Origin of the sequence: Mesorhizobium sp. M7A.F.Ca.US.010.02.1.1 (assembly GCF_004023085.1) — a bacterium.
Lineage (GTDB): Bacteria > Pseudomonadota > Alphaproteobacteria > Rhizobiales > Rhizobiaceae > Mesorhizobium.
In genome coordinates, this window is record NZ_RZRV01000015.1 from 17,518 (window position 1) to 43,056 (window position 25,539).

Consider the following 25,539-nt stretch of genomic DNA (forward strand, 5'->3'; position numbering starts at 1 on the left):
AGCCAGCCGAGCAAGCCAATGCTGATTTGTCATTGCAATATCATCACCGAGAAGGAGATCGAGCAGACGATCGTCGGGCTGCTGGACCAGGATCCCTGGCAGCTGATCGTGCCGGCGAAGATCTATCATGCCATGCAAAAGCGCGGTCGCTGTTGCGGCTGCTTCCCAAATGTGGTGGAAACGATCATTCGGGTCACCGAAAATTACCACGCCCGCTCGGAGGCGAGCGGCGTGGATGTCGTTTCACACCTGGATCGCGTCAGAGGCCTGCGCGTCCAATACGGGAGCAGAATTCATGAAAGGCGATCCGCAGATCATCGAGCGGCTTAACGAGGCCCTTTTTCTGGAACTTGGGGCTGTCAATCAGTACTGGGTGCATTTCCGCCTGCTCGAGGACTGGGGATACGCCAAGCTGGCAAAGAAGGAGCGGGCGGAATCGATCGAGGAGATGCACCATGCCGACAAGCTCGTCGCCCGCATCATCTTCCTCGAAGGCCATCCGAACCTGCAGTCCGTGGCGCCGCTGCGCATCGGGCAGAACGTCAAGGAAGTGCTCGAATCCGACCTTGCCGGCGAATATGACGCACGTACCGCCTACAAGCGCTCGCGCGAAATCTGCAACGACGCCGGCGACTACGTGACGATGAAGCTGTTCGAGGAATTGCTGGCCGATGAGGAGGGTCACATCGACTTTCTCGAGACGCAGCTCGACCTGCTTGCCTCGATCGGCGAGGAGAAATACGGCCAGCTCAACGCCGCATCGGCGGACGAGGCGGAGTAAGGGCATGCGGGAATGCGGCGCCTGCTAGAATTCGTGCGCCGCTCGCGGCGGGCCGACGGCTCGCCGCTCCCTGAGAAGACGCCGGCCGGATTGGCGCGTCGGCGCTGTGTCGTGCTCGTGTTTGCGCTTGCCTCTTCGGCGATGGCCGGTGATCTTCAGCCGGCCGGGCTCGCCACCACGCGCACCGACCTCAATGCGAAGGATCAGGCGCGCGTCATCGCCGTCACCAGGCCGACCATGGATTTTTCCAGGCCAGAGCAGTTCGAACTGATGCAAGGTGGCGCCGGCACGTCCCGAAAGGACGTCAGCCGCGATTCCTTCTCGCAATCCTCGGCCAACATCACCTTCGAGGAAGAGGGCGACTTCAAGCTCGGCAATGCCCTTTTCCGCAAGAACTGGGTGTCGTCGCCATCCTCGACGCAGGCTTCGGACGGGCTCGGCCCGCTGTTCAACGAACGTGCCTGCCAGAACTGCCATCTGAAGGATGGCCGCGGCCGCCCGCCGCAAGGCGACGCCGGCACGACCTCGATGTTCCTGCGGCTGGCACGGGAGGCCAGCAACGCGGAAGAGAGGGCAGCGATTGCCGAACACAAGGTGCTCAACTTCCCCGACCCGGTCTACGGCACGCAATTGCAGGAGCTCGCCGTACCCGGTCTGCGCGGCGAAGGTGGGATGCATGTCGACTACCAGGAACGTAAGGCGGAGCTGACGGACGGCACCGTGATTTCCTTGCGCAAACCGAGCTATTCGGTCGTCGACCCTGCCTATGGACCACTCGACCCGCGCACCACGCTGTCGCCGCGACTGACGCCGCCAATGATCGGCCTGGGCCTGATCGAACAGATCGCGCCGGCTGATATTCTCGCCCACGCCGATCCGGACGACAGGGACGGCGACGGCATTTCCGGCAGGCCGAACATCGTGCGCGATAGCTTGAGCGGGGAACTGACGCTCGGCCGCTTCGGCTGGAAGGCGCAGACCGCGTCGATCCGCCAGCAGGCAGCGGATGCCTTTGCCGGCGACATCGGCATCTCGACGCCCGAAGAGCCGAAGCATTGGGGCGATTGCACTGCTGCGGAGGCAAAATGCATCGCCATGCCGAACGGCGTGCAGCAGCGTCTTGGCCCGGTCGAGGCGCCGCCGCCGGTGATGGATCTCGTCACCTTCTATTCGCAGAACCTGGCCGTGCCGGCGCGCCGCGACCTCGACACGCCGCAGGTGCTCATTGGCAAGAAAATCTTCTACGAGATCGGCTGCATCGCCTGCCATACGCCGAAATTCGTCACCCGTCGCGGCACGGCCCACAAGGCGCAGGCCTTCCAACTGATCTGGCCCTATTCCGACTTCCTGCTGCACGACATGGGGCCTGATCTGGCCGACGGCCAGGCCGTGGGAGATGCGACGGGCAATGAATGGCGCACGCCGCCGCTGTGGGGCATCGGCCTGACCGAGACGGTCAACGGCAATTCCTTCTTCCTGCATGACGGGCGCGCGCGCAGCTTGACCGAGGCGATCCTGTGGCATGGCGGCGAGGCGCAGAAAGCGCGCGACCGCTTTGCCGCAGCCAATGCGGCCGACCGCAATGCGCTGCTCAAATTCCTGGAGGCACTGTGATGTTCAAGCGCTCTGCATTGTTTCTCGTTCTTCCGCTGGCTCTGCTGGGCGTCGTCCCGGCGTCGGCGGCGGTCAAAGCCTCCGACATCATCCAGCGGGCGATCGATGGCTTTGTCCGCCCGGCCTATGCCGGCCTGCATCAGCATGCGGAAGCCTTGACGAAAGCGATGCACAAGCTCTGCGAAGCGCCCTCGCAAGGAGAACTCGATGCCGCACGCGCCGAATTCTCCGCCACCGTCTATGCCTGGTCGTCAGCCGAAATCATCGCCTTCGGACCGATCAAGGAGAACAACCGGCTGGAACGCATGCTGTTCTGGCCGGATCGCAAGAGCATCGGCCTGAAACAGGTACAGGCGGCGCTGTCCGACAAGGATCCGACCGCGACCGATCCGGCACAACTGGCTGGCAAGAGCGTTGCCATGCAGGGGCTGGGCGCGCTCGAATTCGTTCTTTACGGCGACGGCGCCGATGCACTTGCCGGCAAGGATGATCCCTACCGCTGCGCTTATGGCACTGCTGTTGCCGGCAACATCGAAACCATGGCCGGCGAGGTCAGCGCCGCCTGGAACAAGCGGGACGGCTTTCCAGCCCTTTGGGCCAATCCGGGGACGCAGAACCCGCTCTACCGCGACGGCAACGAAGCGGTGACCGAACTGGTCGGCGTCTTCATCAATGAGCTGGAAATGGTCCGCGACGTGCGCCTGAAAGGGTTTTTCGGCGGCAAGCCGGATGCGGACAAGCCGAAACAGGCGATCTACTGGCGCTCGCAAAACACCACCAATTCGCTGGCTGGAAATCTCTCCGGCATCGACACGCTGTTCCAGGCCTCGAAGCTTGGCGACGCCCTGCCGCCCGATGCGCGCTGGATGGCCCAATCGATCCATATCCAATTGGTCAACGGTGTCGCCACCGCAAAGTCCATTCAGGGCCCGATCGACAAGGCGCTCGCCGATCCGACACTGCGTGACAAACTCGACCATTTCGCGCTGATCACCTCCAGCCTGTCGACCTTGATCGGCACCAGGTTGACCGCTGAATTCGGCCTGACCGCCGGCTTCTCGTCGCTGGATGGGGACTGAGCATGACCTTGAGATTGGCCGAAACGCCCATAGCTTCGTCATCCTGGGGCGAAGCAAGGAGCGAAGCGACGCAGCGCAGACCCCGGGATCCATGCCGCGACTTCAAAGCGCTGCCGCGGTCCAGAATTTTGCTCCGTTGCACCCGACGGTCAAGGTCACGGCATGGATCCTCGGGTCTCCGCGACGGAGCTTCGCTCCTGCTCCGCCCGTGGATGACGAAGTTCCGGAGGCGTCGGCCAACTTCCAATGTCTGCGATGGATCATTCCAAGAATCGGTAGGTGCCAAGCGTCAGCTCCGATCCGTAATAATCACCGTGTCCTGGAGCGAGCCAGTGCAGGGGAGGATAGTCTCTTGAAAACCTCCCTCATCGATCGCCGCGATTTCCTGAGGGCTGCGGGTATCGGCTTTGCCGCGGCAATGGCGCCGTCGGCCTGGGCAACGACGCTTGCGGCCGACGCCGTCTTCGCCACCGCTTTCGTCAAACGCGACGGCAGCTTTGGCGCTGCCGTCCTGTCCGAGGCCGGCAAGCTCCTGCATGCGATCGACCTGCCCGATCGCGGCCACGATGTCACCTTCGATCCCATATCGAAACGCTCGGTGGTCTTCGCGCGTCAGCCCGGCACCTTCGCCGTGGTTTTCGATCACTCGGGCCGTGACGCGCCGCTGACCATCGCCAGCATCGCCGGCCGGCATTTCTTCGGCCATGGCGTGTTCTCGCCCGACGGGGCGCTGCTTTATGCCACCGAAAACGACTTCGAGAATGCTGCCGGCGTCGTCGGCGTCTACGACGCGCGGGCGAAATTCAGCCGCATCAGTGAGTTCCCGACCTACGGCATGGGTCCGCACGAGCTTCTGCTGCTGGGCGACGGCAGGACGATCGCTGTTGCCAATGGCGGCATCGAGACCCATCCGGATTACGGCCGCGCCGAGCTCAACATCGCCACCATGAAGCCGTCCTATGTGCTGATAGACCGCGTTACCGGCTATGTCATCGAGAAACACGAATTGCCGGCCGCACTGCATCAGCTGTCGATCCGCCACATGGACACCGATCCGGCCGGAAGCGTCTGGTTCGGCTGCCAGTACCGGGGACCGGGCAGCGATCGTCCATTGCTGGTCGGTCGCGCCGCGCGCGGCAAGGATCTGCAGTTGCTCGACATGCCGCAGGACGTTTTGTCCGGCTTCCGCAACTACATAGGCTCGGTCGCGGCCAATCGGGCTGCCGGAACCGTCGCCGTTTCCTCGCCGGAAGGCAACTCGCTTGTCGTGATCGATGCGGCCAGCGGCCGGGTCGTTGCGAACAGCGCGTTGGTCGAGGTCTGCGGCGTGGCCCCCGATGGAACCGGCTTCATGGCCACCACCGGCGCCGGCGAGATCGTCGAGGGCAGCGGCGCGACACGCTCCGAACCGGACTATGTCTGGGACAACCACATGCTGCGCATCGAACAGGCCGCATAGTCTACCAGCGAAGCCGTTTAACGAATTATGCACTATCCCCTTGCGGTGGCGGGCCGTGGCGGGCACAGGGAATTGTTTTTCGAACCGGTTGCCTCATGAAATTGCTTGCCATCGACTGTGCCGCCAACCTTTGCGCCGCTTGCGTCTATGATGCTGTGGCGAAGCGGGAGCTTGGCCGCTCGGTGCTCGATCTCGGCAAGGGCCATGCCGAGCACCTGATGGCGGTCACAGCCGAAGCGCTGGAGGCAAGCGCAACCGACTATGCCGGTCTTGGCGCCATTGCCGTCTCTGTCGGCCCCGGTTCCTTCACCGGTCTGCGGGTCGGCGTCTCGACCGCGCGTGGCCTGGCGCTGGCGCTGAAGATACCGGCGATCGGGGTGACGACCCTGGAGGCGCTGGCCGCCGAAGCAGCAGCCGCATTTCCCGGTCGCGCCGTGCTGGCGGCGCTCGATGCCGGCCGTGAGGAGATCCACGCCGCCTTTTACGACGAAACGTCAGCCTTGGCTTACGGTCCGGCCGTGGCCACGCTGGCTGACGTGGTGGCCATGGCGATGGAAACGTCTCCGGTGCTTGCCGGCACCGCGGCAGCGCTCATCAGCGCATCGGCCGGGCGCGAATTTGATGTCGGCCCTCGGACAGCCACCGCCGACATTGTCACCTACGCCCGCCTGGCTGCCGCCAAGGGCGCAGGCGAACGGCCGAAACCACTCTATATGCGCGGCGCCGACGCCAAGCCGCAGGCTGGCTTTATTCTATCAAGGCAAGAAAGATAAATGCGCATACCTTTTCTCCAACCACGCCGCCGGGACTACGCGCTCGAGCCGCTGAGGATCGCCGACAGTCCGGCGGTCTCGCTGCTGCATCGCGAGGACTTTGTCCGCCCCTGGACCGATGGCGAATTCGCCGCCCTGCTCGAACAGGACACCGTGTTCGGCTATGCCGCGCGCGAAACCGGGCAGGGCTCCAAGCCGCCCGTCGGCTTCGTGCTGGCGAGGCTTGCGGCAGGCGAGGGCGAGATCCTGACCGTCGCGGTGGCGCGATCGCATCGTCGCCAGGGGTTGGGCTGGCAATTGATGGACGCGGTGTTGCGCGAACTGCACGCGCAGCGCGCCGAAGCGCTGTTCCTCGAGGTCGATGAGACCAATGTCGCGGCGATCGCGCTTTATCGTCGGCTGGGCTTCCATGAGGTCGGCAAGCGGCCGAATTACTACAGATCGGCCGAACACGGACCGACCGGCGCGCTTGTCATGCGCCGCGATCTTCGCTAGCGACACGGCCGGGATGAGGCGATGATCAAGAAAATCAGGATTTTCCTGGCGCTGGGCCTCGTTGTCGCCGGTTCGCTGGTCCTCGTGCCGTTACAGATCCTGTCGATGAAGACCGGCTGGTGGCCGGAAACCTTCATCCTCAAGATCTGGCACAGGCTGATCGTCAGGGCGCTCGGCATGCGCATCCATGTCAAGGGAACGCTGTCCGACAAGCGCCCGCTGCTGGTTGCGTCCAATCACATCTCCTGGACCGACATCATGGTGCTCGGCTCTTTTGCCGACGTAAAGTTCATCGCCAGGGCGGATATGGAAGGCTGGCCGCTGATCGGCATGCTGTCGAAGCTGCAGCGCACCGTGTTCATCGAGCGCGAGCGCAAGCGATCGTCGGGCGACCAGGCAAGCGAGATTGCCAGCCGCATGGCCAAGGGCGATGCGATGGTGCTGTTTGCCGAGGGCTCGACCGGCGACGGCAATATGGTCCTGCCGTTCAAGAGCACGCTGTTCGGCGCCGCCTCGATGGCGATTTCCGAAGGCGCGGCGGAACAGGTGTTCATCCAGCCGGTGGCGATCGCCTATACGCGTCTGCACGGCGTGCCGCTCGGCCGCCGGCATCGCCCGCTTGCCGCCTGGATCGGCGATGAGGATCTGATGCCGCATCTCAAGGTATTGCTCGCTGAGGGCGCGCTCGACGTCGAGGTGCATTTCGGCGAGGCAATCGCCTTTTCCAAGGGTTCGAACCGCAAGGAGACGTCGAAACTGATGGAAAGCCAGGTGCGTGAGATGATGCAGGCGGCGCTTGCCGACCCGCGGCCGAGCCGGTAGCTCCGGCATGCCCTTGCTGGCGCGCCGAGAATCGTCTGTTTTTTGTCACGGAAAGGCGTTAGAAGCCGCCTTATGGACTTGAACACGATAGAAAGCGACGACATCGGCACTACGGCTGGACAGCCGGCGGTGCTTCCCGCGGCAGCGAGAAAAGTCTTCATCAAGACCTATGGCTGCCAGATGAATGTCTATGATTCACAGCGTATGGCCGATGCGCTGGCTGCCGACGGCTATTCCGCGACCGATGCCATTGGCGAGGCCGACCTGGTGTTGCTGAACACCTGTCATATCAGGGAGAAGGCGGCCGAAAAGGTCTATTCCGAGCTCGGCCGTATCCGCGACATGAAAGCCGAGCGTGCCCTGGCCGGCCGTGAGATGCTGGTCGGCGTCGCCGGCTGCGTGGCGCAGGCCGAAGGCGCCGAGATCATCCGCCGTTCGCCTGCCGTCGACCTGGTCATCGGTCCGCAGACCTATCACCGGCTCCCGGACGTGCTGGCGCGGGTGCGCGGCGGCGAAAAGATCGTCGAGACCGACTACGCCATCGAGGACAAGTTCGAGCATCTGCCGCAGCCCAAGCGCGCCGAGGTCATCAAGCGCGGCGTCACCGCCTTCCTCACCGTGCAGGAAGGCTGCGACAAGTTCTGCACCTTCTGCGTTGTGCCCTACACAAGGGGCTCCGAAGTCTCCCGGCCGGTGGCGCAGATTGTCGCGGAGGCTGAGCGCCTGGCCGAAGCCGGCGTGCGCGAAGTGACGCTGCTTGGCCAGAACGTCAATGCCTGGCATGGCCGGGGCGAGGCCAAAGGGGGCAAGACCGAGGAGTGGGGCCTTGGCCGCCTGCTCTTCAGGCTGGCCGAAATCCCCGGGCTGGCGCGTCTGCGCTACACCACCAGCCACCCGCGCGACATGGATGACGAACTGATAGCGGCCCATCGCGATCTGCCGGCGTTGATGCCCTATCTGCATCTTCCGGTGCAATCCGGCTCCGACCGCATCCTCAAGGCGATGAATCGCCGGCACACGGCGAGGGATTATCTGGCGCTGCTCGACCGTATCCGTGCCGCGCGGCCTGACATCGCGCTCTCCGGCGACTTCATCGTTGGCTTCCCCGGCGAGACAGAAGCGGATTTCGAGGCGACGATGGAGTTGGTGCGTCAGGTGAATTACGCCTCGGCCTTCTCGTTCAAATATTCGCCGCGCCCCGGCACGCCGGGCGCCGAAATGTCCGATCATGTGCCCGAAACGGTCAAGGACGAGCGCTTGCAGCGGCTGCAGGCTCTGCTTGTGAAGCAGCAGCAGGATTTCGGCTTGAGCCTCGTTGGAAGCACCATCGACACGCTGATCGAGAAGCCCGGCCGTCAGGCTGGCCAGAAGGTTGGCCGCTCACCTTGGCTGCAGCCGGTTATTGTTGATGAAAAGGCCGGCGAAATCGGTGACATTATCCAGGTGCGAATCACGAAGACGGGCTACAATAGCCTGTTCGCCGAATTGGCCTGAGGGTCTCGGCAGATGAGGAGAGACGGTTGAGCGCAGCAGAGCTGAAGAACCTGCCCCCGGTACCGGCATCTGGGGCTTCTGACATGGCGCACATCGTTCTGACTTTCGACAACAACAAGCTTGCCAGCGCCCTTTATGGTCAGTTCGACGAAAACCTCGCCAGGCTGGAGCAGAAGCTTGGCGTCGACATCCGCTCACGCGGCAACCAGCTGACCATCAAGGGTTCGGCGTCGGCCGCCGAGCAGGCGCGCCGCGCGCTCGACAATCTCTACGGCATTCTCCAGAAGGGCGTCGATATCGGCCAGTCCGACGTCGATGGCGCCGTGCGCATGGCGATTGCCGCCGACGATCAGCTGACCCTGCCGACGCTGGAGCGTAAGGGCAAGGTTTCCGCCGCCCAGATCGCCACCCGCAAGAAGACGATCTATGCCCGTTCACTCAACCAGGACGCCTATATGCGGGCGCTGGAACGGTCGGAACTGGTGTTCGGCATCGGCCCGGCCGGCACCGGCAAGACCTATCTGGCGGTGGCGCATGCGGCGATGCTGCTCGAGCGCGGCATGGTCGAGCGCATCATTCTCTCGCGGCCTGCGGTCGAGGCCGGCGAACGGCTGGGCTTCCTGCCCGGCGACATGAAGGAGAAGGTCGATCCCTATCTGCGGCCGCTCTATGATGCGCTCTACGACATGATGCCCGCCGACAAGGTTGAGCGCGCCATTGCCGCCGAAGTGATCGAGATCGCGCCGCTCGCCTTCATGCGCGGCCGCACGCTGGCGCATGCCGCCGTCATCCTCGACGAGGCGCAGAACACCACGCCGATGCAGATGAAGATGTTCCTGACGCGTCTGGGCGAAAATTCGCGCATGATCGTCACCGGCGACCCGACCCAGATCGACCTTCCCTCCAACACCAAATCGGGCCTGGTCGAAGCCTTGCGCGTGCTGGACGGTGTGGCGGGCGCGGTCACCGTGCGCTTCAACGACGGCGATGTGGTCCGCCATCCACTGGTGGCGGAAATCGTCAGGGCCTACGACCGGGACGCCAAGCTGGCGCGCGGCCTCGGCGCCGAGAATTGATGTTGACGATGCGGCTTCATGCCTGAGGACATAATATCCGGCGACGGGAATGTTCCCGTCGACATCGACATATCGGTTGAGGCGGGCAACTGGCCCGACGAGGTAAGCCTGACGCGGCTGGTCGATGGCGCGGTCAAGGCGGCTTTTGCCGAAACCGGCGTGGCGGGCCGTTCCGAACTCAGCCTCGTTTTTACCGACGACGCCCATGTCCAGCTCCTCAATGCCGGCTGGCGCGGCAAGGACAAGCCGACCAACGTCTTGTCTTTCCCGGCTTTTCCGTTTGCGCAAGGCGGTCCGTTGCCGCCGATGCTGGGCGACATCGTGCTGGCCGCCGAAACGGTCGCCCATGAAGCGGCACTGGAAGACAAGCCGGTCGAGAACCATATCACCCATCTCGTCATCCACGGCCTGCTGCATTTGCTGGGCTACGATCACGAGACCGAGGCCGAGGCCGAGGCGATGGAAGCCGTCGAACGCGCGGCGCTTGCAAGGCTTGCCATTCCCGACCCCTACGCGTAACTACATCTGATCAATTGACCGGACGACGATGAACGACAAACCAGAGACTGCCGCCCGCCCCGACGCCGGCAGTGCGAACAAGGCTTCCGACACGTCGGAAGAGGGATCAAGTCCGAGTACCGTTACGTCTGGCGCTAGCAGTACCTCTGCTGCTGCCGGTGCTGGCAGCGCTGCCAGCGAGACGTTGCCTGCCGGTCCCTCACTGTTCGACCGCGTTCTGGGCCTGTTCAGGCAACGCAACGGAACCAGCCTGCGTGAGGAAATTGCCGGCGCGCTAGCCGAGACGACGAGCGATGCCGGCGCCTTCTCGCCCGGCGAACGCGCCATGCTCAACAACATCCTGCGGCTGCGCGAAGTGCGCGTCGAGGACGTCATGGTACCGCGCGCCGACATTCAGGGGGTCGAAATCACGACGACGCTCGGCGATCTCCTGGGCACTTTCGAACAATCCGGCCATTCGCGCATGCCGGTCTATTCCGAGACGCTCGATGATCCGCGCGGCATGGTCCATATCCGTGACGTGCTGGCCCACATCACCAAGATCGCGCGCGTCAAGAAGGGCCGCACGACCAGGAAAACCCCCGCTGCCACGGTTCTCGATCTTGCCCAGGTCGACCTCGCACGCACCATTGGCGACCTCAATCTGATCCGCCCGGTGCTGTTCGTGCCGCCGTCGATGCTTGCCTCCGACCTGATGGGCCGCATGCAGACGACGCGCACCCAGATGGCGCTGGTCATCGACGAATATGGCGGCACCGACGGCCTCGCCTCGCTGGAAGACATCGTCGAGATGGTGGTCGGCGACATCGAGGACGAGCATGACGACGACGAGCCGATGATCACCCAGAGCGGCGACGGCGTGTTCATCGTCGACGGCAAGGCCGAGATCGACGACGTCGCCAAGATGATCGGCGGGGATTTCGCCGCCGGTGAACATGGCGAATATGTCGACACGATCGGCGGCATGATTTTCAACACGCTTGGCCGTGTTCCGGCCCGCGGCGAGGTGGTGCAGGCCATACCCGGCTTCGAGTTCCACGTCCTCGACGCCGATCCGCGCCGCGTCAAGCGCGTGCGCATCGTGCAGAGCCAGAAGGGTGAGCGCCGCCGGCGCGCCACCGCGCGCACCGAACAGGCGTAAGCATGATGCCGAAAAGTTGCAGACTTTTTGGATGAACATCATGCGGCAAAACCAGGGCTTAAGCATGATGCCGAAAAGTTGCAGACTTTTCGAATGAACATCATGCGGCAAAACCAGAATCCAGGCGCTTAGGGATGGCGGTCGAGGACCCCTTCAAGCATCCAAGTCTGGGGTCCGGTGTTTTCTATAAGGACCCTCGTGCCGCGCTGGACTGGCTGGAAGCAGCCTTAGGCTTCGCGCGCAGCATGGTGGTCAGCGATGCCGAGGGAAACTCGTCCATGCAGAGATGCGATTCGGCGACAGCTACATCATCGTAGATTCCGAATGGAGCGATTATGTTGCCAGCCCGGCTTCGGTCTTGGGCAAGAACACGCAGTCGATCTATGTCAGGCTGAAGCGCGGCCTGGATGCGATTGCGAGCAGGCGCGGGCGGTCGACGCTGATATAATCCAGGAGCCGGCGGATCAGTTCTACGGCGAGCGCCAGTATCGTGCACGCGACCCCGAAGGCCATGTCTGGACCTTCACGCAGACCATCCGTTCGGTTCCGCGCGAGGAGGCCGAGCGGCTGGGCGGCGTCCAAATCGAGGGTTGGCACCGGTAGGGCAGGGCCGAAGCTGTGCATCTCAGCCAGCCCATCCGCCGTTTGGAGCGCGGAGCGCAGCCTGTTAAATCTTGTGTCCTGATTCGCGACTCGGAAGTATGCATGGAGCGCCTCACCGGCCGGATAATTCTGCTTTGGGGTTGGCGGCGTGCGCTCGTGGCGTTTCTCGCAGGCGCTTTTGCCGTGCTTGGGCAGGCGCCTTACGATTTCTTCGCCGCCTGTTTCGTCTCGTTTCCGCTGCTGGTCTGGCTGCTCGACGGCGCCACCGGCGAAGCTTCCGGCAGCCTGTTCCAGCGCCTGCGGCCGGCTTTCGCCGTCGGTTGGTGGTTCGGTTTCGGCTATTTCCTCGCCGGCCTCTGGTGGATCGGCTCGGCGCTGCTGGTCGAGGCCGACAGTTTTGCCTGGGCGCTTCCCTTCGCGGTGGTCGGCATTCCTTTCATGCTCGCCTTTTTCTACGGCTTTGCGGCAATCGTTGCCCGGCTGCTGTGGAGCAACGACATTGGCCGCATCGCCGCCCTTGCCTTCGGCTTCGGCCTGGCGGAATGGCTGCGCGATTTCCTGTTCACCGGTTTTCCCTGGAATGCCGTCGGCTACGCGGCCATGCCCGTGCCGCTGCTGATGCAGAGCGTCTCGGTGACGGGCATGATCGGCATGAACGCGCTCGCGGTGTTCGTCTTCGCATTGCCGGCACTGCTGGCGGCACGTCGGCATCTGCGCCTCGGCGCGGCACTGTTTGTCGTGCTCGCCGCCGCCCATGTCGGCTTCGGCTATGTCAGGCTTGCCGCTCCCGAACCGCCAGCTTCACGCAGCCTGGATGTCCGCATCGTCCAGCCGGCCGTTGACCTGTCGGAAAAATGGGATGCCTCGGTGCGCGACCGCATCTTCGCGGTCCTGATGGGGCTCTCGGCCAAGGCGCCGGACCCAGGCCATCAAAAGCCGCAACTGATCTTGTGGCCCGAAACCTCGGTGCCGTTCCTCTTCACCGAGCGTCCGGACGCATTGACGGCGCTGGGGGACATGCTCGGACCCGGCCAGATGCTGATTGCCGGCGTCGTTCGCGAGGAAGGCGGTTCGGCCGCGAATGCCGACAGCCGTTACTACAACTCCGTGGTGGCGATCGACGACAAGGGTGAAATCGCTGACGCCGTCGACAAGGTTCACCTGGTGCCGTTCGGCGAATACCTGCCTTTCGCCGATCTGCTCCAGCGTTTCGGCATCGAGCAACTGGTTGCCGGGCCGATGAGTTTCGCGGCCGGCAATGAGCGCCACGCCATCACGCTGCCCGATGGCATCCGTGCGCTGCCATTTATCTGTTATGAGGTGATCTTTCCCGATCTTGTGGCAGTTGACGCTGCGTCAGCGCAGCTTATTGTGAACGTTACCAACGATGCGTGGTTCGGCGACACGCCGGGTCCGTATCAGCATTTCAGGCAGGCCCAGATCCGTGCGGTGGAAAATGGATTGCCATTGGTGCGTGCTGCCAACAACGGCATCTCGGCCGTCGTCGATCCGCGCGGGCGCATCGTCGATGCGCTTGCGATCGACGCACGCGGCGCCATCGACGCCCACATACCGATTTCCGGACAGGCGCTCATATCTCCCGGCCAACGGCGCATTAACGGAATGCTGATCATGTTGCTGTTTGCCGTTGGGGCAGCGCTGTTGAACGTAAGGCAAAGGCTACGGGTGAATTGACAGCCAACACATTAGAAACTCATACTGTAAGTGCCTGAAAATTTCTCGAAGCCGGTGGATCGTTCTGTTGGGGCAGTTGCCTCCGGCTTTGTTTGGGCAGGAAAAAATAGAGAAAGCCGAAAAAATTCGGCGAGGAAAAAATGACAGAAGACAACAAGAAGAAACCGAATCCGATCGACATCCATGTTGGCAGTCGCATCCGGCTTCGCCGTAACATGCTGGGAATGAGCCAGGAAAAGCTGGGAGAAAACCTCGGCATCACATTTCAACAGATTCAGAAATATGAAAAAGGCACCAACCGCGTCGGCGCCAGCCGACTGCAGGCGATAGCGTCCATACTCGGCGTGCCGGTCGCCTTCTTTTTCGAGGATGCGCCCGGCCAGGAGCCCGTGGCGGGCCGTGGATTTGCCGAGGACGCGTCGATGGCTTTCGCCGTCGAATTCTGCGGCAGTCCCGAAGGACTCCAGCTCAACCGGGCCTTTGTCAAGATCGCGGATGCCAAGGTGCGCCGCAGGATCATAGACCTGGTCAAGTCCCTCTCCACCGACGATCCCGACTGATCGGCAATCACGCCAGGACTGGCGGCGTCTTGCCGCCGGTGGCACAAGATAACTGCATCGACATTCATGCCAGAACCGAAGCACCGCTTGACGAGCGGCGCTTCGCCCCGCTAACACGTGGCGCGCCAAAATCGGCAGCCTGCCGATCGTTTTTCAAGAGGGGACACCCGTGACGCGGCAGAACTACTTCTTTACCTCGGAATCCGTTGCCGAGGGCCATCCCGACAAAGTCTGTGACCGGATTTCCGACGAGATCGTCGATCTGGTGTATCGCGAAGCCAAGAAGACCGGCATGGACCCGTGGAAAGTCCGTGTCGCCTGCGAGACGCTGGCCACCACAAACCGTGTCGTGATCGCCGGCGAAGTGCGTGTTCCCGACACGTTGCTCAAGCGGGACAAGGCCGGCAATATTCTCAAGGATGCCGCCGGGCATTCGGTCGTCAATCCGGCCAAGTTCAAATCGGTCGCCCGCAAGGCGATCCGCGAAATCGGCTACGAGCAGGCCGGCTTTCATTGGAAAACGGCGAAGATCGAGGTTCTGCTGCACGGCCAGTCGCCTGACATCGGCCAGGGCGTCGACAACGCCTCCGACCGTCAGGGCGAAGAGGGTGCCGGCGACCAGGGCATCATGTTCGGTTACGCCTGCCGCGAGACGCCGGATTTGATGCCGGCGCCGATCTACTACAGCCACAAGATCCTCGAGCTGCTGGCTGCCGCCCGTCACGAAGGCAGCGGTGAAGCCGGCAAGCTCGGGCCGGATGCCAAGAGCCAAGTCACCGTTCGCTATGTCGACGGCAAGGCCGCCGAGGCGACGCAGATCGTGCTGTCCACACAGCATCTCGATGCGAGCTGGGATTCGAAGAAGGTCCGCAAGGTCGTCGAACCCTATATCCGAGAGGCGCTGGGCGACCTCAAGATCGCCGACGATTGCATGTGGTACATCAATCCGACCGGCAAGTTCGTCATTGGCGGGCCGGACGGCGATGCCGGACTGACCGGCCGCAAGATCATCGTCGACACCTATGGTGGTGCCGCACCCCATGGCGGCGGCGCCTTCTCCGGCAAGGACACCACCAAGGTGGATCGTTCGGCGGCCTATGCGGCGCGCTACCTGGCCAAGAACGTCGTGGCGGCGAAACTCGCCGACCGCTGCACCATCCAGCTTTCCTACGCCATCGGCGTTGCCCAGCCGCTGTCGGTCTATGTCGACTTGCACGGTACCGGCAAGGTCGACGAGGCAAAGCTCGAGGACGCGTTGCGCACGGTGATGGATCTGTCGCCGTCGGGCATCCGCCGTCACCTCGATCTCAACAAACCGATCTACGCCAAGACGTCGTCCTACGGCCATTTCGGCCGCAAGGCCGGCCGTGATGGGTCTTTCTCCTGGGAAAAGACCGATCTCGCCAAGGCACTCAAGGACGCGGTCGCCGCCTGACAGCGGCACCGCAAAGTCCCGCCATGGATCCGAAGGACAGACCAAGCCGCGCGACCGAAGCCTTTTTCGGTCGCCGGCGCGGCAAGACCATGCGCCCGCAGCAGGCGGCCGCGCTGGAAAGCGGCTTCGGCACATATCGGCTCGATCTGGCGGCCGAGCCGCCGGCTGATCTGCACACTCTGTTTGAAGCCGATGTTAGCGCGGTTCGCCTCGAGATCGGCTTCGGCGGCGGCGAACATCTCCTGCATCGCGCCACCGAGGCGCCCTCGATCGGCTTTATCGGCGTCGAGCCGTTCGTCAACGGCATGGCCAAGATGATGATGGCGGTGCGCGAGAAACCGCTCGCCAATCTGCGGGTCTATGACGACGACGCAACAAGGCTGCTGGACTGGCTGCCGCAAGCCTCGCTCGACGGCATCGATCTGCTCTACCCCGATCCCTGGCCGAAGAAGAAACACTGGAAACGGCGCTTCGTCAGCCCGGTCAATCTGGAGCGGTTCGCGCGTGTGCTGAAGCCTGGTTCAAAATTCCGCTTTGCGTCCGACATCGACACCTATGTCAACTGGACCCTGCTGCATTGCCGCGCGCATGGCGCGTTCGCATGGCAGGCTTGCGAGGCGGCAGACTGGCACCGGCCTTATGATGGTTGGCCGGGCACCCGTTATGAGGCCAAGGCCATTCGCGAGGGACGGCGGCCGGCCTATCTTACCTTCATTCGGAAATAGGCTCGCGGTCTTAGAGCAATTCCAGGAAAAGTGTGAAACGGTTTTCCGTCCGGAATTGCGTCAAAGCTAGAAGCGGCGGCCGATGCGATCGAAGGCGGCAGGCTCGACGCCGAGGTTGCGCAGGTCGTCGGCGCGCGGCCTGCGACCGGCTTCCACGGCCCGTGAAGCGGCCACGGCGCTGCCGAATACGGTGAAGAAGTCGCCTATTGCAGAAAATATCTTGCGATTGCTCATGATCATGTCCTTTCGCGCACGTGTGACCCACGGCCATATTTGTGCAGCGCAACATAGGTAGGTGCGTTTCGGCGCCAATCCCATGGGGGTCGCCGCATAGGCGCCATGCACCCCATGCAACGCTGGCGCGGGCCGCCTCGATGGCGGCGTTGCCCGACCAGCATAGCGGGCTTGAAACACAGGCCATGATCGTTTATATCAGCCTCAAATTCTTGGTCGGTATGACGAAGAGTGGGTCCACCCGGTCCCGCTCTTTTTTATTACCTGCCGATAACTTGGTAGAACGACAGGGCTTCAATGACTGCAACGGCAAGCGAGGGCGACGATCGCATCATCCGCGAAAGCGGCATCGATGCGCGCATCGCGCTGATCGTCCAGCCGGTCCTGCGTGGCATCGGCTTCCGCCTCGTGCGGGTGCATCTGTCGGGCCAGAACGGGCTGACGCTGCAGATCATGGCCGAACGCGAGGACGGCACCATGACCGTCGAGGATTGCGAAGAGGTCAGCCGCGCGGTGTCGCCGGCGCTCGACGTCGACGATCCGATCGAAAAGGCCTATCATCTTGAAGTCTCGTCGCCCGGCATCGACCGGCCGCTGGTCCGCAAATCGGATTTCACGACCTGGACGGGTCATCTGGTGAAGATGGAAACATCGATCGTCGTTGCCGACCGCAAGCGCTTCAAGGGCAAGATCGCCGAAGCCGGCGAAGACGATGTGCTGATCGAGCGCGACAAGGCCGCCTATGGCGAGGAGCCGACGGTGCGCGTCCCCTATGATGCGATTGCCGATGTGCGCTTGATCCTGACAGACGATCTTATCCGCGATGCCCTGTCGAAGGACAACAGGGCGCGCAAGGAAGCCAAGAAACGCCGCGGCGAACCGGACGACGACGAGTCGGGTGCGGAAGCGGACGCCACGGAAGAACACGAACAGGAACTATGATTGAGCTGCCGGGCGCAAAGGTCCGGCAAACAGGCTCGGGAGAAAAACGATGGTTGTAAGCGCCAACAGACTTGAATTGCTGCAGATCGCCGACGCGGTCGCGCGTGAAAAGTCGATCGACAAGTCGATCGTCATCGCCGCCATGGCCGATGCGATCCAGAAGGCGGCGCGCTCGCGTTACGGTCAGGAGACCAACATCCGCGCCGACATCAACCCGAACACCGGCGAGATGAAGCTGCAGCGGCTGATGGAAGTGGTTGAGAAGGTCGATGACTACGCCACGCAGATCGCCATTTCCTCGGCTCGCGAGCGCAATCCCGACGCTCAGCTCGGCGACTTCATCGCCGAACAGCTGCCGCCCATGGATTTCGGCCGCATCGCCGCCCAGTCGGCCAAGCAGGTCATCGTGCAGAAGGTCCGCGAGGCCGAACGCGACCGCCAGTATGACGAGTACAAGGACCGCATCGGCGAGATCGTCAACGGTACCGTCAAGCGCGTCGAATACGGCAACGTCATCGTCGATCTCGGCCGCGGCGAAGCGATCATCCGCCGCGATGAGCTGATCCCGCGCGAGAACTACAAATATGGCGACCGCGTCCGCGCCTATGTCTACGATGTGCGCCGCGAGCAGCGCGGCCCGCAGATCTTCCTGTCGCGTACTCATCCGCAGTTCATGGCCAAGCTGTTCACCATGGAAGTGCCGGAAATCTATGACGGCATCATCGAGATCAAGTCGGTCGCCCGCGACCCGGGTTCGCGCGCCAAGATCGCCGTCATCTCGCGCGACAGCTCGATCGATCCGGTCGGCGCCTGCGTCGGCATGCGCGGCAGCCGCGTCCAGGCCGTCGTCGGCGAATTGCAGGGCGAGAAGATCGACATCATTCCGTGGTCGCCTTCGGCGGCGTCCTTCATCGTCAACGCGCTGCAGCCGGCGGAAGTCGCCAAGGTCGTGCTCGACGAGGATGCCGAACGCATCGAAGTCGTGGTTCCCGACGACCAGCTGTCGCTGGCCATCGGCCGCCGCGGCCAGAACGTGCGCCTGGCTTCGCAGCTGACCGGTTGGGATATCGACATCCTGACCGAGGCCGAAGAATCCGAGCGCCGCCAGAAGGAATTCGTCGAGCGTTCGTCGCTGTTCATGGAAGCCCTCGACGTCGACGAGATGGTCGGCCAGGTGCTGGCCTCCGAAGGCTTCACCAGCGTCGAGGAAGTCGCTTATGTCGATTCCGGCGAGATCGCCTCTATCGACGGTTTCGACGAGGACACCGCTTCGGAAATCCAGACCCGCGCCCGCGAATATCTGGAGAAGATCGAGGCCGAGCACGACGACAAGCGCAAGGCGCTCGGCGTTTCGGACGAATTGCGCGAAATCCCCGGCGTCACCACCGCCATGATGGTGACGCTTGGCGAGGACGGCGTGAAGACGATCGAGGATTTCGCCGGCTATGCCGCCGACGACCTGACCGGCTGGAAGGAACGCAAGGACGGCGAGACAAAAGTCTATCCGGGCGTGCTGGCCAATCATGGCGTGACCCGCGCAGACGCCGAACAAATGGTTCTGGCCGCCCGCCTCAAGGCCGGCTGGATCACCGAAGACGAGCTTGCAGCCGAAGAAGTCTCGGCTGACGAAGCCGTTGGTGCGTGAGGTGAAACCGCATCGCACCGAACCCGCCCTTGGACGAGATGAACGATCGCACCTGCATCGTTACGCGCAAACAAGCCGAACCGGATGATCTGATCCGGTTTGTCGTCGGCCCGGATTCGGCCGTCGTTCCCGACATCAAGAGAAATCTGCCCGGCCGCGGTTGCTGGGTGAGCGCCGACCGCCTACATATCGACAAGGCTGCGGCGAAGAACCTCTTTGCCCGCGCCTTCAAGGCACAGGTGGTCGTGCCGCCCGATCTTGGCGGCATGATCGACGGGCTACTTTCCAGGCACGCTCTGGGCATGCTTGGTCTTGCCCGCAAGGCAGGCGCAATTTCGCTTGGTGCTACCAAGGTCGAAAGTGCTGTCCGCGGTGGATTGGCGCTTTTCGTGCTCCACGCGACCGAGGCGTCCGACGACGGCGTGCGCAAGATCAGCCAGGCGCGACGGGCGACAGTCCATCTCGGCGGGCCCGCCATCCTTGCCTACAAACTTTTCTCCGAGGCCGAGTTGAGCTTGGCATTGGGGGGTACAAATGTGATACATGCTGCCGTTCTCGCGGGAGACGCGGGCAGGGCGGTCCAGAAGCGCATGGTTGCGCTCGACCGGTATCGGGGCGGTTCCCCGGACGATCTGGCAATGCTTGCGGCTGTTGCTGACGAAGATGATGCCGCAGAGGATATGGAATGAGCGATACGAAATCGGGTGACGACAATACGCTGAGTGTGACGCCGAAGAAGACCTTGACGCTGAAGCGCCCCGGTATGGAACAGGGCACTGTGCGCCAGAACTTCTCGCACGGCCGCACCAAGCAGGTCGTCGTCGAAACCAAGAAGCGCAAGTTCTCGATGCCCGGCGACAAGCCGGAGCCTGCTGCCGCCCCCGTCTTCACACCGAAGCCGGCGGTCGTGGCCGCGCCCGTCGTCGTGCCGGAAGCACCGAAGGCGCCGCCACCCCCGCCGCCCCCGGTCGAACGCAGCGGCATGGTGCTGAACGAGCTTTCGCGCAGTGAAATGGAAGCACGCCGCAGGGCGCTGGAGGGCTCGAAGGTTCGCGAGGTCGAGGACCGCCAGCGCGCCGCCGAGGATGCCAAGCGTCGCGCCGAGGACGAAGAGCGCCGCAAGCGCGAACGCGATGAATCCGCACGCCGCCAGGCCGAGGAAGAGGCGCGGTTGCAGACCGAGGCCGAGTCCCGCCGTCGGGCCGAGGAAGAAGCCCGTCGACGCGCGCCATTGGCTGCCGAACTGGCAACAGTCGATGACGAGGAAGTGGCCAAGCCGAAGCGTGTTGGTGCCGGCGCACCGGTGCGCCGTCCGGTCACGCCCGAAGTTGCGCGTCCGGCCAAGCCGACCAAGAGCGAGGAAGATCGCCGCCGCGGCAAGCTGACGCTGAATTCAGCATTGTCCGACGAAGACGCGCGGGCCCGTTCGCTGTCGTCGATGCGTCGCCGCCAGGAAAAATTCAAGCGCGCGATGCACAATGAGCCGCGCGAGAAAGTCATGCGCGAAGTGATCCTGCCAGAGACCATTACCATCCAGGAACTGGCGCAACGCATGTCCGAGCGCGCGGTCGACCTGGTCAAGTTCTTCATGAAGCAGGGCCAGATCCTGAAGCCGGGCGACGTCATCGACGCCGACACGGCCGAGCTGGTTGCTACCGAATTCGGCCATACGGTCCGCCGCGTCGCCGAGTCCGACATCGAGGAAGGCCTGTTCAACATCGCCGACAATGCCGAGGACCTGGTTTCGCGTCCGCCGGTCGTGACGATCATGGGTCACGTCGATCATGGCAAGACCTCGCTGCTCGACGCGATCCGCAACGCCAATGTCGTCTCCGGCGAAGCCGGCGGCATCACCCAGCATATCGGCGCCTATCAGGTCGAGAAGAATGGTCACAAGATCACCTTCATCGACACGCCCGGCCACGCCGCCTTCACGGCGATGCGTGCTCGTGGCGCCCAGGCGACCGACATCGCCATCCTGGTGGTTGCTGCCGATGACAGCGTCATGCCCCAGACGATCGAATCGATCAGCCATGCCAAGGCGGCTGGCGTTCCGATCATCGTGGCGATCAACAAGATCGACAAGCATGATGCCGATCCGCAGAAAGTGCGCTCCGAACTGCTGCGCCACGAGGTCTTCGTCGAATCCATGGGCGGTGAAGTTCTGGACGTCGAAGTGTCGGCGACCAAGGGCACCAATCTCGACAAATTGCTCGAGGCGATCCTGCTGCAGGCCGAAATTCTCGACCTGAAGGCCAATCCGGATCGTACCGCCGAGGGTGTCGTCATCGAAGCCCAGCTCGACAAGGGCCGTGGTCCCGTTGCCACCGTGCTGGTGCAGACCGGCACGCTGATGCCGGGCGACATCCTGGTTGCCGGCAACGAATGGGGCCGGGTGCGCGCGCTGGTCAACGACCGTGGCGTGCAGATCAAGGAAGCGCCGCCGGCGATGCCGGTGGAAGTGCTTGGCTTGCAGGGCACCCCGCAGGCCGGCGACCGCTTTGCCGTGGTTAACAACGAGGCCCGTGCCCGCGAGATCACCGAATACCGCCAGCGTCTGGCGCGCGAGAAGGCGGTTGCCAAGCATGCCGGCCAGCGCGGTTCGCTCGAGCAGATGATGTCGCAATTGCAGACAAGCGGGCTGAAGGAATTCCCGCTGGTCATCAAGGGCGACGTGCAGGGCTCGATCGAGGCGATCAACGCCGCGCTCGACAAGCTCGGCACCGACGAGGTGCGTGCGCGCATCGTCCATGCCGGTGCCGGCGCCATCACCGAAAGCGATGTGTCGCTGGCGGAGACTTCGGGTGCCGCGATCATCGGCTTCAACGTCCGCGCCAACGTCCAGGCACGTGCCGCCGCAGCGGCGGCTGGCATCGAGATCCGCTACTACTCGATCATCTACAACCTCGTGGATGACGTGAAGGCGGCTCTGTCGGGCCTGCTGTCGCCGGAGCGTCGCGAGACCTTCATTGGCAACGCGCAGATCCTCGAGATCTTCGACATCACCAAGGTCGGCAAGATCGCCGGCTGCCGTGTCACCGAAGGCAAGGTCGAGCGTGGTGCGGGCGTGCGCCTGATCCGCGACAACGTCGTCATCCACGAAGGCACGCTGAAGACGCTGAAGCGCTTCAAGGACGAAGTTTCGGAAGTCCCCGGCGGCCAGGAATGCGGCATGGCCTTCCAGAACTACGAGGACATGCGAGTCGGCGACGTCATCGAGTGCTTCCGCGTCGAGATGGTGACCCGGACACTCTGAGTTCGAGTGACTTGTCCATACCGGGCGGTGGCCGAGAGGCCGCCGCCCGAGGTCTATTGAGAACGACCCATATGAGACATGCGGCACGGTCCCATCCCGCGCCTCACGCTTTCAGGATAGAGAAAAATGCCCCGTCCAACCACATCCAGCCCATCCCAGCGCATGCTGCGCGTCGCCGAACAGGTGCGCCATGCGCTATCCGAAACCCTGCAGCGCGGCGAGATCATCGATCCGCTGATCGAGAACACCGTGGTGTCGGTCTCGGAAGTGCGCATGTCGCCCGATTTGAAGGTCGCTACCGCTTTCGTCTCGCCGCTCGGCGCCAAGGATACCGATGCGGTGGTCGAGGCGCTGAACAAGCATGCGAAATTCGTCCGTGGCCGTGTCTCCGGCGCGCTGCGGCAGATGAAGTTCATGCCGGAGTTCCGCTTCAAGCTCGACACCTCCTTCGACAACTTTGCCAGGATCAACGACCTGTTGAAATCGCCGGAAGTGGCGCGCGATCTGGGTCCTGAGGACCAGGAAAACCCGCACCAGGGCAAAGACGACAACAAGGACACCGAATAGTGGCGCGCCGCGGCAAGAAGAAGGGCCGGCCGATCTCGGGCTGGCTGATCCTGGACAAGCCGGTCGGCATGGGCTCGACCGAAGCCGTCTCCAAGATCAAATGGCTGTTCCAGGCCGAAAAGGCCGGCCATGCCGGCACGCTCGACCCGCTGGCGTCCGGTATGCTGCCGATCGCGCTTGGCGAGGCCACCAAGACCGTTCCCTACGTGCAGGACGGCGCAAAGATCTACCGCTTCACCGTTGCCTGGGGGCAGGAGCGCTCCACCGATGACCTCGAAGGTCCGGTGACGAAAGAGTCCGACCTGCGCCCGTCGCAAGCCCAAGTGCTCGCCCTGCTGCCGAAATACACTGGCGTCATCATGCAGACGCCGCCGCAATTCTCGGCCATCAAGATCGCGGGCGAGCGTGCCTATGATCTGGCCCGCGACGGCGCGACAGTCGACATACCCGCGCGCGAGATCGAGATCGGCCGTCTGGACGTTGTCGAGCATGGCGCCGACCATACTGTTTTCGAGGTCGAATGCGGCAAGGGCACCTATGTGCGCGCGCTGGCCCGCGACATGGGCCGCGACATGGGCTGTTTCGGCCACATTTCCGAATTGCGCCGGGTCGAGGTCGAGCCGTTCACGGCGGAGGATTTCGTCACCATCGCCGAACTGGAAGCCGCCCGTTTCGGTGTGCAGGATGAAGACAGATCAGGCGCGACGGACGTCGCCGACACGGCTGAAGCCGCTGATACGACAGAAGTCGCAGACGCGGTGGAAGTACCAATCGACTTCGACGCCATCGATGCGCTTCTGGTCGATACATCGGCCGCCCTTGACTGCCTGCCGCAGATCGCCATCAGCGACGATGCGGCGACCAAGGTCCGCCTCGGCAATCCAGTCATCATCCGCGGCCGTGATGCACCGGTGGTAGCCGAGGAAGCCTGCGCCACGGCGCGCGGCAAGCTGGTCGCCATCGGTGCCATCGAGCAAGGCATGTTCAAGCCCAAGCGGGTCTTTGCCGGGTGACTCCTGTCGTCTAATGTCGAGGCGAGGACTCGCACGAGGGGCATATGGCAAAGGCTGAGACCGTGAAGACGCGGGCACCAGTGAAAACGCGGCGGCCGCCGGTCGGTGCGTCGCCCGGCACGCTGATCGCCGATCCCTCGGCGCGGCGCAGCGAACTCAGGCTGACGCTGATCTCGCCCGAAAAATTCAAGACTATCGAAAATGCCAGCATCGACGACCTGAACACCCATTGCGATAAATGGCCGATCCTCTGGCTCGATTGTACCGGCCTCGCCAACATCCCGCTGATCGAGGAGATCGGCCGTATATTCAACCTGCATCCGCTGGCGCTGGAGGACGTCGTCAACACCGGCCAGCGGCCGAAGGTCGACTTTTTCGAGGATCATGCCTTCGTCGTCGTCAGGATGATCGACGACGTCGCCTCGCACCGCTATGAGCAGATCGCCGTCTTCTTCGGCAACAACTTCGTCGTCACCTTCCAGGAGCGTGAAGGCGACCCGTTCGATCCCGTGCGCAAGCGCATCGAAAGCTCAGCGCCCAACCGGTTGCGCGCCCGCGGTGCCGATTACCTCGCCTATGCGCTGATCGATGCCATCGTCGACAGCTATTTTCCGCCGATCGAGGCAGCCGGCGACATGGTCGACAGCATCGAGGACCAGATGCTGCATTCGCCGCACAAGCATCAGATGCGGCAGCTGCATGAATTGCGGCGCGACGCCAACGTGCTGAAAGGCGTGCTGTGGCCGATGCGCGATGCGCTGGCGACGCTGATCCGCAACGATGTGCCCTATGTGAAGGCCGAGACCAAGATCTTCCTCAACGACACGCTCGACCATGCGCTACGGTTGATCGAGCTGGTCGAAACCCAGCGCGACATGCTGACCGGCCTGATCGAGATGCACCTGTCGCTGAGCCAGGCGCGCACCAACGACGTCATCAGCTATCTCACCATCGTCTCGGTAATCTTCATGCCGCTCACCTTCCTGGTCGGCATCTGGGGCATGAATTTCGATCCTGAGTCTTCGCCCTGGAACATGCCGGAACTGAAGGCCTATTATGGCTATCCCTTGTCGCTGTTGTTCATGGCGCTTGTCGCGTTCGGGCTGATCGCCTTCTTCAAATGGAAGAAATGGCTTTGACAAGGCTAAAACCTGCCATTTTGGCCTGAAAAGCCGGCTTGTGAATTGGGCTGGTGTTTTCCGGGGAATTGCACTATATGCGCCGCAGCATAGCGCTATGACGTTTTGCTTGCACCGGCCCCTGCTGGACGACATCCCGGCTGAGGGCGACCCGTTTCCTCAAACAGATAAGGAAAAACACGATGTCGATTACTGCCGAGCGCAAACAGGAATTGATGGGTGAATTCGCAACCGCCAAGGGCGATACCGGGTCTCCGGAAGTCCAGGTGGCCATCCTTTCCGAGCGCATCAAGAACCTGACCGACCATTTCAAGGACCACAAGAAGGATAACCATTCCCGCCGTGGTCTGCTTGCTCTCGTCTCCCAGCGCCGCAGCCTGCTTGATTATCTCAAGCGCAAGGACGACGCGCGCTACCAGACGCTGATCGAGAAGCTCGGTCTGCGCCGTTGACGAATTGACCGGCGGGCTTT

Annotated in this window: 26 protein-coding genes; 25 read left to right on the forward strand and 1 reads right to left on the reverse strand. The window is 63.0% G+C overall.

Annotated features, from left to right (window positions below; all coding sequences use genetic code 11):
- The first annotated feature begins 18 nt into the window (after window positions 1-18).
- From EOA19_RS17530 to EOA19_RS17610, 17 genes are all read left to right on the forward strand, one after another.
- A complete protein-coding gene (locus tag EOA19_RS17530) occupies window positions 19-330 on the forward strand; it encodes a (2Fe-2S)-binding protein (protein WP_023811421.1) in 312 nt (103 codons plus the stop codon).
- Window positions 296-781, forward strand: coding sequence for a bacterioferritin (bfr, locus tag EOA19_RS17535; protein ID WP_013527914.1), 486 nt, complete (start codon window positions 296-298; stop codon window positions 779-781). Before EOA19_RS17530 ends, bfr begins: the two co-directional genes overlap by 35 nt.
- A 12-nt stretch (window positions 782-793) precedes the next feature.
- On the forward strand, window positions 794-2,395 hold the full coding sequence (locus EOA19_RS17540; RefSeq protein WP_023811420.1) for a di-heme oxidoredictase family protein: 1,602 nt from the start codon (window positions 794-796) through the stop codon (window positions 2,393-2,395).
- Window positions 2,395-3,474: an imelysin family protein gene (locus tag EOA19_RS17545; protein WP_128304328.1), complete on the forward strand. Its 1,080-nt coding sequence runs from the start codon at window positions 2,395-2,397 to the stop codon at window positions 3,472-3,474. Before EOA19_RS17540 ends, EOA19_RS17545 begins: the two co-directional genes overlap by 1 nt.
- 352 nt (window positions 3,475-3,826) lie before the next feature.
- Window positions 3,827-4,933, forward strand: coding sequence for a DUF1513 domain-containing protein (locus EOA19_RS17550; RefSeq protein WP_023811418.1), 1,107 nt, complete (start codon window positions 3,827-3,829; stop codon window positions 4,931-4,933).
- 95 nt (window positions 4,934-5,028) lie between these two features.
- Window positions 5,029-5,706, forward strand: a complete 678-nt coding sequence (gene tsaB / locus EOA19_RS17555; RefSeq protein ID WP_023811417.1) for a tRNA (adenosine(37)-N6)-threonylcarbamoyltransferase complex dimerization subunit type 1 TsaB — start codon at window positions 5,029-5,031, stop codon at window positions 5,704-5,706.
- A complete protein-coding gene (rimI, locus tag EOA19_RS17560; protein WP_023811416.1) occupies window positions 5,707-6,201 on the forward strand; it encodes a ribosomal protein S18-alanine N-acetyltransferase in 495 nt (164 codons plus the stop codon).
- Window positions 6,202-6,222: 21 nt separating this feature from the next.
- On the forward strand, window positions 6,223-7,023 hold the full coding sequence (locus tag EOA19_RS17565; protein ID WP_023811415.1) for a 1-acyl-sn-glycerol-3-phosphate acyltransferase: 801 nt from the start codon (window positions 6,223-6,225) through the stop codon (window positions 7,021-7,023).
- A 72-nt stretch (window positions 7,024-7,095) separates the two neighbouring features.
- The gene (miaB, locus tag EOA19_RS17570) at window positions 7,096-8,517 is read left to right on the forward strand and encodes a tRNA (N6-isopentenyl adenosine(37)-C2)-methylthiotransferase MiaB (protein WP_023811414.1); all 1,422 of its coding nucleotides are present in this window, start codon (window positions 7,096-7,098) and stop codon (window positions 8,515-8,517) included.
- Between the two features lie 83 nt (window positions 8,518-8,600).
- Entirely contained in the window at window positions 8,601-9,593 is a 993-nt protein-coding gene (locus EOA19_RS17575) for a PhoH family protein (protein WP_023758127.1), read from the forward strand.
- 18 nt (window positions 9,594-9,611) lie between these two features.
- Entirely contained in the window at window positions 9,612-10,112 is a 501-nt protein-coding gene (gene ybeY, locus EOA19_RS17580) for an rRNA maturation RNase YbeY (protein WP_023811413.1), read from the forward strand.
- Window positions 10,113-10,140: 28 nt separating this feature from the next.
- A complete protein-coding gene (locus EOA19_RS17585; RefSeq protein WP_023811412.1) occupies window positions 10,141-11,253 on the forward strand; it encodes a hemolysin family protein in 1,113 nt (370 codons plus the stop codon).
- Window positions 11,254-11,577: 324 nt separating this feature from the next.
- On the forward strand, window positions 11,578-11,856 hold the full coding sequence (locus EOA19_RS35895) for a hypothetical protein (RefSeq protein WP_245486204.1): 279 nt from the start codon (window positions 11,578-11,580) through the stop codon (window positions 11,854-11,856).
- A gap of 102 nt (window positions 11,857-11,958) precedes the next feature.
- On the forward strand, window positions 11,959-13,551 hold the full coding sequence (gene lnt / locus EOA19_RS17595; RefSeq protein ID WP_128304329.1) for an apolipoprotein N-acyltransferase: 1,593 nt from the start codon (window positions 11,959-11,961) through the stop codon (window positions 13,549-13,551).
- A gap of 140 nt (window positions 13,552-13,691) precedes the next feature.
- A complete protein-coding gene (locus EOA19_RS17600) occupies window positions 13,692-14,111 on the forward strand; it encodes a helix-turn-helix domain-containing protein (protein ID WP_023811410.1) in 420 nt (139 codons plus the stop codon).
- Between the two features lie 169 nt (window positions 14,112-14,280).
- Window positions 14,281-15,546 (forward strand): methionine adenosyltransferase, encoded by a 1,266-nt coding sequence (gene metK / locus EOA19_RS17605; protein WP_023811409.1) that lies wholly within the window; start codon window positions 14,281-14,283, stop codon window positions 15,544-15,546.
- A 23-nt stretch (window positions 15,547-15,569) separates the two neighbouring features.
- Window positions 15,570-16,271, forward strand: a complete 702-nt coding sequence (locus EOA19_RS17610; RefSeq protein WP_128304330.1) for a tRNA (guanosine(46)-N(7))-methyltransferase TrmB — start codon at window positions 15,570-15,572, stop codon at window positions 16,269-16,271.
- A 66-nt stretch (window positions 16,272-16,337) separates the two neighbouring features.
- On the opposite strand, the gene EOA19_RS17615 is transcribed toward EOA19_RS17610, so the two are convergent.
- A complete protein-coding gene (locus EOA19_RS17615) occupies window positions 16,338-16,505 on the reverse strand; it encodes a hypothetical protein (protein WP_013527898.1) in 168 nt (55 codons plus the stop codon).
- 297 nt (window positions 16,506-16,802) lie between these two features.
- Here EOA19_RS17615 and rimP point away from each other — a divergent pair, with 297 nt between their 5' ends.
- The 8 genes from rimP to rpsO all read left to right on the forward strand — a co-directional run bounded on the left by rimP (window position 16,803) and on the right by rpsO (window position 25,519).
- The gene (gene rimP / locus EOA19_RS17620) at window positions 16,803-17,447 is read left to right on the forward strand and encodes a ribosome maturation factor RimP (protein ID WP_013527897.1); all 645 of its coding nucleotides are present in this window, start codon (window positions 16,803-16,805) and stop codon (window positions 17,445-17,447) included.
- Between the two features lie 49 nt (window positions 17,448-17,496).
- Window positions 17,497-19,092 carry a transcription termination factor NusA gene (gene nusA / locus EOA19_RS17625; protein ID WP_013527896.1) on the forward strand — a complete coding sequence of 532 codons (1,596 nt, stop codon included), beginning with the start codon at window positions 17,497-17,499 and terminating at the stop codon, window positions 19,090-19,092.
- A 38-nt stretch (window positions 19,093-19,130) separates the two neighbouring features.
- Entirely contained in the window at window positions 19,131-19,781 is a 651-nt protein-coding gene (locus EOA19_RS17630; RefSeq protein ID WP_023811407.1) for an RNA-binding protein, read from the forward strand.
- Window positions 19,778-22,348, forward strand: coding sequence for a translation initiation factor IF-2 (gene infB / locus EOA19_RS17635; protein WP_128304331.1), 2,571 nt, complete (start codon window positions 19,778-19,780; stop codon window positions 22,346-22,348). The genes EOA19_RS17630 and infB overlap by 4 nt, the downstream gene beginning before the upstream one ends.
- Before the next feature lie 126 nt (window positions 22,349-22,474).
- Entirely contained in the window at window positions 22,475-22,915 is a 441-nt protein-coding gene (gene rbfA / locus EOA19_RS17640; RefSeq protein ID WP_128304332.1) for a 30S ribosome-binding factor RbfA, read from the forward strand.
- Window positions 22,915-23,928 (forward strand): tRNA pseudouridine(55) synthase TruB, encoded by a 1,014-nt coding sequence (truB, locus tag EOA19_RS17645; RefSeq protein WP_128304333.1) that lies wholly within the window; start codon window positions 22,915-22,917, stop codon window positions 23,926-23,928. Before rbfA ends, truB begins: the two co-directional genes overlap by 1 nt.
- Window positions 23,929-23,972: 44 nt before the next feature.
- Window positions 23,973-25,067 carry a magnesium/cobalt transporter CorA gene (gene corA / locus EOA19_RS17650; RefSeq protein ID WP_128304334.1) on the forward strand — a complete coding sequence of 365 codons (1,095 nt, stop codon included), beginning with the start codon at window positions 23,973-23,975 and terminating at the stop codon, window positions 25,065-25,067.
- 140 nt (window positions 25,068-25,207) lie between these two features.
- Window positions 25,208-25,519 carry a 30S ribosomal protein S15 gene (gene rpsO / locus EOA19_RS17655; RefSeq protein WP_269470859.1) on the forward strand — a complete coding sequence of 104 codons (312 nt, stop codon included), beginning with the start codon at window positions 25,208-25,210 and terminating at the stop codon, window positions 25,517-25,519.
- The last annotated feature ends 20 nt before the right edge of the window (window positions 25,520-25,539 follow it).